The sequence below is a fragment of the Aeromonas cavernicola genome (assembly GCF_002795305.1).
In the GTDB taxonomy this organism is placed as follows: domain Bacteria; phylum Pseudomonadota; class Gammaproteobacteria; order Enterobacterales; family Aeromonadaceae; genus Aeromonas; species Aeromonas cavernicola.
In genome coordinates this window covers 1-10,359 of sequence record NZ_PGGC01000052.1, presented here as the reverse complement: position 1 = coordinate 10,359, position 10,359 = coordinate 1, and the positions used below count along the sequence as shown (strand labels likewise).

At 41.2% G+C, this 10,359-nt stretch carries 8 protein-coding genes and 1 pseudogene; 1 reads left to right on the top strand and 8 read right to left on the bottom strand.

Annotation, left to right across the window (positions count from 1 at the left end; translation table 11 throughout):
* Window positions 1-317 precede the first annotated feature (317 nt).
* From CUC53_RS06220 to CUC53_RS06200, 5 genes are all read right to left on the bottom strand, one after another.
* The gene (locus CUC53_RS06220) at window positions 318-1,253 is read right to left on the bottom strand and encodes a hypothetical protein (protein ID WP_100293355.1); all 936 of its coding nucleotides are present in this window, start codon (window positions 1,251-1,253) and stop codon (window positions 318-320) included.
* Window positions 1,250-3,286 (bottom strand): ORC-CDC6 family AAA ATPase, encoded by a 2,037-nt coding sequence (locus CUC53_RS06215; RefSeq protein ID WP_100293354.1) that lies wholly within the window; start codon window positions 3,284-3,286, stop codon window positions 1,250-1,252. Before CUC53_RS06215 ends, CUC53_RS06220 begins: the two co-directional genes overlap by 4 nt.
* Window positions 3,287-3,288: 2 nt before the next feature.
* Entirely contained in the window at window positions 3,289-4,200 is a 912-nt protein-coding gene (locus tag CUC53_RS06210; protein ID WP_100293353.1) for a phosphoribosyltransferase-like protein, read from the bottom strand.
* Window positions 4,181-5,380 (bottom strand): N-6 DNA methylase, encoded by a 1,200-nt coding sequence (locus CUC53_RS06205; protein WP_100293352.1) that lies wholly within the window; start codon window positions 5,378-5,380, stop codon window positions 4,181-4,183. Before CUC53_RS06205 ends, CUC53_RS06210 begins: the two co-directional genes overlap by 20 nt.
* A 1,163-nt stretch (window positions 5,381-6,543) precedes the next feature.
* Entirely contained in the window at window positions 6,544-6,930 is a 387-nt protein-coding gene (locus CUC53_RS06200) for a hypothetical protein (protein WP_100293351.1), read from the bottom strand.
* Between the two features lie 147 nt (window positions 6,931-7,077).
* On the opposite strand from CUC53_RS06200, the gene CUC53_RS06195 reads away from it, so the two are divergent.
* Window positions 7,078-7,545, top strand: coding sequence for a GNAT family N-acetyltransferase (locus CUC53_RS06195; protein WP_100293350.1), 468 nt, complete (start codon window positions 7,078-7,080; stop codon window positions 7,543-7,545).
* Window positions 7,546-7,592: 47 nt separating this feature from the next.
* On the opposite strand, the gene CUC53_RS06190 is transcribed toward CUC53_RS06195, so the two are convergent.
* The 3 genes and pseudogenes from CUC53_RS06190 to CUC53_RS19550 form a co-directional block, all read right to left on the bottom strand.
* Window positions 7,593-7,799 (bottom strand): hypothetical protein, encoded by a 207-nt coding sequence (locus CUC53_RS06190; protein ID WP_100293349.1) that lies wholly within the window; start codon window positions 7,797-7,799, stop codon window positions 7,593-7,595.
* A 182-nt stretch (window positions 7,800-7,981) separates the two neighbouring features.
* On the bottom strand, window positions 7,982-9,958 hold the full coding sequence (locus CUC53_RS06185; RefSeq protein WP_100293348.1) for a methyl-accepting chemotaxis protein: 1,977 nt from the start codon (window positions 9,956-9,958) through the stop codon (window positions 7,982-7,984).
* Between the two features lie 219 nt (window positions 9,959-10,177).
* Window positions 10,178-10,267 (bottom strand): annotated as a pseudogene (locus tag CUC53_RS19550) (hypothetical protein); the annotation flags it as partial.
* Window positions 10,268-10,359: the final 92 nt, after the last annotated feature.

The following is a 10,359-nucleotide window of genomic DNA, read 5'->3' as shown; positions in this document are numbered from 1 at the left end:
GCCTGGTCGATACGCATAAAAAATCCGAAACCAATCAACAGGTTTCGGATTTTCACACAACAGAAGGATCGGTCAATGGATCCTTAACTGATCGGCATTACCCCAGTAACGGGGGATTTTTATTGTTTAGTGTAAAGCGATAACTTTCTGAAATGAAAAGGGGTGCTTATGGATTCCAAAGGCAGCGGAATGCTCAAGGCGAGAGAGGCCAGAGGTTTGAAGCTGTTAGGCTATAACGAGTTCTGTACAACTTAAATTTAATCATTAAGGAAAAATAAGCTATCATTCTAGTTTTTAAATAAAGTAGATTCCTAATGTTATTTTATGGAAAGTGTGTACCTGTAAATTTTACCTATCCCAACACTACGATCTTTGGATTTTATAGGAAAATCATATAGAGCTCCGAGTTGATCGCTATGTTGCTGTTCATTGATACATTGTAGCTTCTTGTTTATAAGGAATATTGATATAGCAATAGCAGCTGGTTTTGTCCCCATGGAGACAAATAGCAATTTTAGTTTGTTGCCATCAATTATTAATTCGTCTAACTGTTGAATAAATGCGAAAGGATTCGATGCAGGAAACATTCTCAATGTTGCTGAGTCTGGATGCAAATATTCCATATGTTTATATAAACATCTATTCTCCCAACCTGGTTTATAAGCCGGAACACCAATGAAAGCTTCAATTTGACGAAATGAAGAACCATCATCTTCAGATAAAAGCTGTCCAAATCTACTACTTTCGAAACCAAGAGTTACAACTAACATTGCTTTATCTGATTGCGATGTATTTATTGAGTACAACGGGAGTGATTGGAATTTATTTATTTTGTCACTCAGGTGAAATTCCTGCTCCCTAACACCATTATTATACTCTCTATGATAGTCATCTGGTTCTAAATAGACTATGTCTATGATTGGTTTAGTTTTGGATCTTGTTATTCCAGTTAGGAGGTAGATTATCTCTGGGAGGTCTAGAGAAGTTGATTCTATAAGGATTTTGAGATGGTTACTCTCAACAAAATATTTATCCAACTCATGTAGTGAGATTTTATAATTTCCAATATGAAGTTTGAAGTTTTCATTGTCATAGTGGACCTTTTGTAAGCTTTGAGAGTTTTTCTGGTTAGCAATTCCAATTATTGACTCAGTTCTTTTGTCAATTTGAGTTCCATGGTATATTACGTCGTAACTATTAACTTCAATATCACCAATGGAATCCAGTTCATCGATATATTTTATGGAGATCATAGCAGCCTATATTGTCCATTCTGATCTAGTAGCTTAGTGGTTTGATCGCCTTCATCTGAAGCAATATCCCATTGTTTAGAATACTTAGAAACTAGGGACTTAAATTCATCTTCTTTTCCGTAGCATATTGCCCTGATATGCTCAGCATTAAATCTTAATTTTCTTTTTTTTCTTGGACTAATTCCAAAGTAGCAAGACAACATAGGGTGAAGTATATAATCAATCATTTCCGTATCTGTGCTAGATTTTATTTTTGTACTTTTTGTTGGAAATAGCACAGACCATATTGATGCCTCAGTTAATAACTTCTGGGTGTCTTCATCAAGTAATGATATATCTGATAATGCAATGGAAAAGTGATTGATTTCTGGCTCACTTTGAGATTTTCTATTTTGGGATAACGTAAATATTACGCCTAGTCTTTTAGCTAGCCTTTTTAGATGAATTCCGTTTGAACCTAGTTGTTCAATTTTCTCTAATTGTGTTGTACTAGTGGCTAGCGTCGCTTTTCCCTGTACTGCTATATTTATAGGGAAATCGATATTTCCATCTTCAGACTGATTTTCTGCCCTTAAAAAGGTTTGATAACATAACTCTAAGAAATGTCTTAAGTTGCCTTTTGACATGAGTACAAATTGATTAAATCCCACATACAGAGGGCAAACTCTTTTGGGGAGAGTATTATATATATATAAGATAACACCATAAAGATTATTGTCGATCCATCCTTTATAGTCACCAGTTACATCATGTGTAGTTAGCTCATCAAATTTATTCTTCAATATTGAAGGTTTCATTGATGTTCTATTTAAAAGTACACCATTAACTAAGCTTGCTTCAGGGTATTTATCATTGATGAAGTCAAAGGCATTTAACTTTTTTTCATCATGTTTTTTTAATCCCTCAACAATCAGTCCATTAACTAACTTTCCTTTTAATGTCGAGTCAATAATTATTTCCTGGCTAAGTTGTCTAATAGCCATGGATTGGAAAATGCCATTCATATGTGTAATTAAAGCGGATTGATATTCTTTATTTTCTCTTCTTTTAGTAAGAAAGCTTGGGTCTGAGTAGCTTTTAATTAGTTCGGTGTAAATTGGTGAAAATGCTTTATTTGCCGAGGTTAACTTTAATGCCAATATTTCTGATGCCAGAATCTCATAATTCTTATAACTGTTATCATCTAAATATAGTTGTTCGAGGTCTATTATTCTGTAATCGTTCAGTTCAACAATTTTTTCTTGGCTTAATGTGTCATTAGATACGTTAGCATGTTTCTTATAAGCTATGCTATATAGCGTTGGGCTTCTACCATGTTTTAGCCATGTATTAATTATCTTCTGCTGCTCTTGTGATAAATTTTCAAATTCATCAATAAATATATGGAATGTAGTATTTCTTAGAAGTTCATGTGATTGCTGTATGTGTTTTGAAATTATATCAAAGGTATTCTTGGGTTCAATGTTATAGTCAGGAGATTTTTCAAAGGGGGAGTTTATCCAGTTTGTTATCTTGTATAAACAGGATTCAAGAATCTTATCTGCATCTATAAGCTTGACTCGATTACATTTGATCTCTTCTGAGATTGGGTCTGGTAAATAAAGTGATGCAAGAGAGTTTATTAAATCTATATTTTCAATATTTGAGCTATTAATGTTTTTTATTAGTTTTGAAAATTCAATCAAAATGCATAAAGATGAATAGGTATTAAAAGCGCTCAGCCATCGTTCAGATAACCATCTATTATTAATGATTTGAGTAAAGGCTGTATCTGGTTTCCAATAAATACCAATGCTAGTAAATATATCTTGTGGCAAGTTAAATCTATTCTTACTAAACATCGTTGCATGGCAATGATATTTCAAATACATTGTCTTGCCAGAGCCGCGTCCACCAACGATAACTGAACCTTTAGTTAGTTTATGTAGATTGGCAGTTTCATAGTCAAGAGGTAATACATACAACCCCCATAAATCATCAGGAAATTCTTCAGCTCTATTTTTGGAAACTATATCTGAGAGTTTGTGTATCATTATTAACGACCTGTCAATTTAGTCCAAACAGATTTTTCGTCATACCATAACATGGCAATGTTATTATTAGGTATCGAGTCCTTGAATAAATAGGTAAGTGCAAAATCACCGTATCCAACCTTCATTTGGGTTTTTATTTTTCTATTTTTACATATGTCTAGATAGAACTGCTTTAATAATTCCTCTGTTTGCGGAGCGTTGTTAGTTCTAAATGCATTGTTTTCACGTGAGAAAAGAGATTGAGCGTCTGTTAAAATCTCTACAGGTATTATTTTTATGTTCTCATATTTCATGTTCAATCTTATTGCGCTACTTTCAATTCCTGCTAGCGGGAAATAATAGAACTGTATTTTTTTATCATCAAGGTTATGGGTATTCACAAACTCTTCAAACTGCTCCCCAGTGCCAAGCATATCATCCAATAAAAAAATTGCTTTCACATGTGGAAAATTGATGATTGTATCATCAAGGTTTCGGCATTTTATGCCAAGCTTCTTATGAAAGAATTTACGCTGTATTGATCTATATAAAGCATCGCCACTTTTGCCAGGTATTGTGTCGTCATCTATAGTAGAGAATCGAACGGGAAGAGTGGTATCACCCTTGGTTAGTTTTTCATGCCAATCATCAAGAGAGTTTATTTTATATATTTTGTTCTTAGATAAAATATTTGGAATTTTTATTTGTATTATATTGGCAGCAAAGCTAGATATAGATTTCTCATTCCTATATATAAGGGAGAGTAGTATTCCAGCAGATAGATATTTTTCTTCATCACTCTTGAAGTTACTTAGCCAATTATTTAAGTTGCTTAGTTCAAAGCCATCCCAATATCTAAGCTTGATCAGACTCTCTGCTATTTCTCGCACATTTTCATAATGTATTTCATGGTGTTCAGGAATGACTATGCTCATGTGAATCTTCTTGGTATATAGGTAGTGAGTACAGATCTTGTAGTGTTATATGTTTCGCACCAACACCCTTTGAGATCGCTGAAAGCCATTTTTTACCAAAGTCTGATGCAAGTGTTGATATCGTTTGATCTCTTGATTTTTCATCAGTGCACCTTATTATAAAGACGCAATCAGAAATTCTAAACTCGCCATTAATAACGATGCCGAAATTACCAATAACTCGGGTGCCAACACGAGCGACTATTATATCTCCAGCAATTGCCTTAACATCATCATTAACTTTCGATGTATTAAAAAATTTTTTACCTTGTGCTTGTAAATGTGATGTATGAATATAGTGTTCAAAACCATTTATCTCGAGCTCTCTTTTTGTTTTTTTTCCCCTTAGTATCGTAGCTCCAATACTTTTTATGGATTTATCATTTATTTCTTTAGTATTGAAGTAATATGAATAATCACCTCTTTGTGTGAAGTTTTCATTAGATATATAAATGTCATCATAAGTGGTTTGAGATAATTTTATTTTATCCTTTATATTTTTAGCTTTTTTTAAAATTAAAATATGTGTTTTGGCTTCAGTTCCATTGAAAGCCTTTGGCGGGATTTCAATGACATTTTGAATGGAAAAATTCTTTGACAAAATAGATCTGGTTTGAGATAGAGATTTTTTAGTTAGAAAACCGTCGGGCAATATATAGGCCAAATATCCATTTATCTTTAAGAGCTTTATGCCTAAAAGCAAAAAAAATAGCTCAGCTTCGATAAGTCTTGAGCTTTTATCTAAATTAAACTCTGTTGTTATTTCTTTTGCTAACCCTATGTTTTCAATTAATTTAAATGGCGGATTACCAAGAACTAAATCGAATTTCTTATCTTTTAAAGCATCTAAAACGGCATGGCTGGTTGCATCAACACATGCCATAGCTGCCAAATTAAACCCATTTTCTTTAGCATGACTTATATTATAAGGATCAATGTCCGTACCATAGAACTCTACTTGGTTTGATATTTTTTGTACAGATTTAAGTAGCGCGCCCTCTCCCATGCAAAGGTCAAGAACCTTGATCTTTCTATGCCAGAAAATGGGTGGTATATAAGATAACATTAACCTACTTAGTTCATTGCTAGTATAATATTGCTCATATATATTTTTTTTCTTTTTTATTAAAGTGTGCTGCATGTTAGTTATTTAAACTATATTATGTTTTTTTGAATTTAACATTAATAAACCTAATTATCAATGATTCTATTGGTATAACAAATAAATATTAGAATGTATTTAGCTCTAGTCTTTAATCCTAAAACCACGCTACCGCCCGTGGATGACAGCTTCCAATATGCTCAATTAACCAGCGAGGGCAGCAGCCGAAATCTGGGACACCCACCTTGCTGGGTGAGGCGTAATGCCATTCAACTTGGGACACCCACCTTTTTGGGCGAGGCGTAACGCCACCAAATCCCACGCTACCGCCCGTGGATAACAGCTTCCAAAGTGCTCCATTAACCAGCGAGGGCAGCAGCCCATCACTGCAATAGGCACCGGATGGCTATTTTAAGCCAATCGAATCTGGTCGCACCAGCCATAAAGGTGATGTAAGCAGGAAATCTGGGACACCCACCTTTCTGAGTGAGGCGTAACGCCACCACATCCCACGCTACCGCCCGTGGATGACAGCTTCCAATATGCTCCATTAACCAGCGAGGCAGCAGCCCATAAAAATCTGGGACACCCACCTTTCTGGATGCGGTGTAACGCCACCAAATCTCACGCTACCGCCCGTGGATGGCAGCTTCCAACATGCTCCATTAACCAGCGAGGGCAGCAGCCCATCACAGCAATAGGCACCGGATGGCTATGTTAAGCCAATCAAATCTGCTCTCACCAGTCAAAAAGGGGCGTAACTGTCAGTAATGATTGGTTTTTTGCGCTAGCGCAATAAATCGCTGTGGCCGGGCACGGGGCAGCCATCAACTTGGGGGAAATCTGGGAGGGGGAAATCTGGGACACCCACCTTTTTCAGCGCCTTTTCAGCGTACCAAGGCGAGTGTCTCGGATTTGCCGGATTTGACTTGAGATAGGGATTTAGTGAGTCTGCTCTGCCCCCACACGCTGTCGCCAATGCCATGGCATGCCAGCCCTCGCGGATCATGGGTCAACCAGCAGGCCATGATAACGCCGCCGCACCTTGTACTGGTGACGACGGGCCAGTCTTCGGTGACACATATGCCACCGACATGGCTTAAGGGGGCATGCGGTTAGCCGTGATGTGATATGGCGATATCACACGGTGGTGACGTTCGTATAGATGGTGACAATGGCGGTATTGGCTGGGTTTTGTGGGGTTAGGCACAAGGCACTGGGGTAAAGGCATCTTCCCCTTGGCAACGCCAGCCGATTTCGGCTTGGCGCATTTGCCAGATATTGTTATTGCGAAACAGGGTCAGTATGTAAAGGGTGTCATTGCCTTTGCCATTGAGGGCGACAGATAACACCAAGTCATTATCTAGCTGCTGTGCATGGATACGATTAGGAATACCGCGATGGCCCACGAAGCGTAATGCAACTTCACGGTAGTCATTGACCCAAGCTTGTTGCTGGGAACCCGCTTGGCGGATCTGTTGGTTGAACTGTTGTACGGGGGCTGAGGCTAACCGCCCAAACACAATCTGGGGTTGGGCGTTTACCATGTTTGCTAGCAGCAGCATGGCGATAAAACCAATTTTTTGCATGAACGATTCCAGCTTACAGCGACACCTAGGTATGACAGCAGAAAAGCCCTTTTGGTTCAACGCTCCCCTGCTATGGCACTGTGTTAAGTTGCGGTAATGTTGTTGGGCTCACAACGACAGGGTCATTTTGCCGACAAGGAGGCAACCTTGAAAATACGTCAGGCCACCGCGCAAGACATTGATGCCATCCTCGCGTTAAATCAACAAATCGGTCAACTCCACTATGCGCAATACCCTGATGTGTTTTGCCCCCCATCGCCAGAAGAGCGAGCGTTTATGCTGCAGGTAATCGGGAGTGAAGATCGGTTGTTTTGTGTCGCCCAGCTGGGCAACAGGGTGGTGGGTTTTCTGACCGCGAGGATCGACATCAATCGCACGGTGCCATTTCTTAGCAAGCAACCGATTTGCTGGGTCAGTTCAGTGGTGGTGGATGAACATCACCGGTCTCAGGGCATTGGCAGGGCATTGATTGCCCATAGTGAGCGCTGGGCACATGAGCGTGATGCCAAGCAGGTCAGGTTAGAGGTCATGATACTTAATGAGCGAGCGGCGTTACTCTACGAGAGCCTCGGTTTTACACGGTTGTCACAGACATTGACCAAGCAGTTGAGCTAGCTAGGTTGTCGCCATGGAACATCTAATGGCATGGACACGTGGTCAAGTTAGCGAGGGAACTTACTTCGCACCCAGCTGAGCAGTGCGCCGCCTACCGTAGGCGGTATAGCGAGCAGCAAGGTCAGTTGCCATGATAATGCTGCCAAGGTTGCGGCCAGTAGGATGCAAATCAGCACCAGTAGTTGCGCTGCGATCATCAGATCAATGCCTTGGCGAGGCGATATTGCTTTACGTGGTGTTAACCTTGGCTTCATGGTCAGGACCTCGCAATGGGGGCTGACAACTAAAGCAAAGGGCGTTCCACAAGTTAAAATTGAATATATTCAATAGCTTATTCTGTTATTTTGCGTTTTTTTATGATGCTAAAAGCAAATTGAATTGCAAAATAAAAACGCCACCTTTATAGGTGGCGTCGGCGTCATCACCGAACCCTAGGTCAGTTGATTCGGTATTGACGGATTTGCTGATCAATGGCGTTGGCTAGCTCAAACAGCTCGTGGCTGGCGGCGTTACTTTGCTGCGCATGCTCTCGTTGGTGCTCGGCAACGATAGCAAGTTCCTCCAGGGCGACGTTGGCTTGATCCATTTGTTGATGCTGCGCTTGCGCCAACTCAGAGATTTCATGGATTTCGTTAGCGGTTTGTTTGATTTGGCTGGTGGCGTTAATCAAGATGTCTGTCGCTTGATTCATTCTGCTGTGGCCTTCTTCACTCAAGGCTCGCGAGTCATTCATCGAGGTGCTCGCTTGTCGAGTGCCTTCCTGAAGACGCATGATGAGATCCTGCACATCTTGGGTCGCGGTTTGGGTTCTGACTGCTAATTGACGTACCTCATCAGCGACCACTGCGAATCCACGCCCCTGTTCACCAGCTCGAGCAGCTTCAATAGCGGCGTTAAGAGCGAGCAAGTTGGTTTGGTTAGATACATCACGGATGAGGTTCATGATCTGGGTGATGTTATTACTGTCTTTCACCACCTCGTTTAGCAAACCAGATGAGTGATTAATACTACCGCGCAGAATATCCATTTGAGAGGCACTCTCGGTGACGGCTTGCTCAATGGTGAGCATATGGTCTGCCACTTGGCGGGTGGTGTTGTTGACATCTTGCGAGCGGTTGGCGATCTGTTCGGCATTACTGCTAATCGTAGCGACAACGCTTGCCAGTTCTTGGATACTTTGAGCCTGCTGCATCGCTTCACTTGCTAAGGCCTGCGCTTGTTGCATCGCTTGAGATGATTGGGCCGATAGCGCACTCCCTGATTGCTGGAAGTGAGAAAAACTCTGATTAAGGCTCTTTATTAAGTGATTGAAGCTTTTAGCCATTAAGCCCAATTCCGCTTGGTCAGCGAGATCAAGGTGAGTGACTAAATCCCGATCCGCCGTGATATTGTGCATACCATCCGCGGCCTTACGGATTGGGCGGCTAATGGTGTGGGCTAGCCAAGCCGATGCCAGCATCGCTAGCGTACCAATCAGTAACGAAATACCGACGACTAATGTGCGTGATTCGTTTAAGCCTTCCGCTAATTCAGCACCATCAATTTCGCCGATAAGTAGGCGGTCAAGTGCAGGGATATAACGCACCGCGATAAGGTAAGTGCTGCCATCAAGGGTTAGAGAAGCCACGGCGACTCGTTCACGAGCGGCGGGAATGAGTTTCTGTACTGTATCGAAAAATGCGGGCTGATGAGCGGATGATTGTGCTGAGGCTTGGTCTGGGTATATCTCTATATTGCCTTTTATATCTGCAAGATACACCTTTCCACTTTTACCAATTCGGTAATGTGAGATGAGTTTAATCAGGTCACTCATATCAATGGAGGTGCCAGCAACGGCTAACGTTTTTGCCCCAGTTTTGACTGCTGCGTTGATATAGAGAGAGGCTTTTTGATCAAAATCGGAGATATCTAGGTTGAGCTCATACGGTTTGCCGCGTTCTAAAAAACCATAAAACCACTGATCCTTCGGATCATTTTGATTTAATTGTTTGGCGGCACTCGGTCCTGCGCCAAAGTTTGTCAGAATGGCATTAGCACGGGGTGCGATAAATACATTACCCCCCAGTCGTCGCTGTAAATCTTGAAGGTAGAGCGCCATCGCGGGCCACTCTTGTTCAGGCATCCCTTGCGCAAGCCAGTCGACAAGAAATCGGTTATTAGCGAGTGCTTGAGCCTCGGTGAGGTGTCCAATAAGTTGGGCCGTCAGCTGATTCGCAATTTGTTCCACACTACTTGGCAGCTCATATCGCTCTACCCGCTGTTGGGCTTGATTGTGTGAAATCTTTTCTAGGGTCAATGTAATGCAGCTAATCGCCAAGATCATCAGCGTGGTGATACCGAATAAAATCCGAGTACGGATCTTGAGTCCGGACCAGAGTAAATTAAATGAAGATTTGTTAACCGCACTGTCCATGTCTCTCTCCCTGTAAAATTGGGCTACATATGCGGCCCGTTGAGAGATTATAGATAAGCAATATGATACTGCTGTTGCGCAAGAACGATCGGGGATCTGATAAATGACTCTTTACTTAGCGCCGATCCTGCAAAGGCTATTTTTCTTGCCGCCTTGCGCAAGCTGTATCTGGCAGTAGACCCAGCTATTCCTGCACAACTAAGCGGCTTAGGAATAGGCCTACGCTGGGGTTTTCATCTTTTGTGCCTGATGAGGGCGCTTCTGGTTGGAAAACTGAAGCCACTCGCCAATCACTCTACTGGCATGTTGTAACGTCTCGAACCTCTACCTATGTGCACATTGCTCTTTCAGTGTTCTGAGCACCCGCTCAATCATGCCGTTTTGCTCTGGCGTGTACGGCG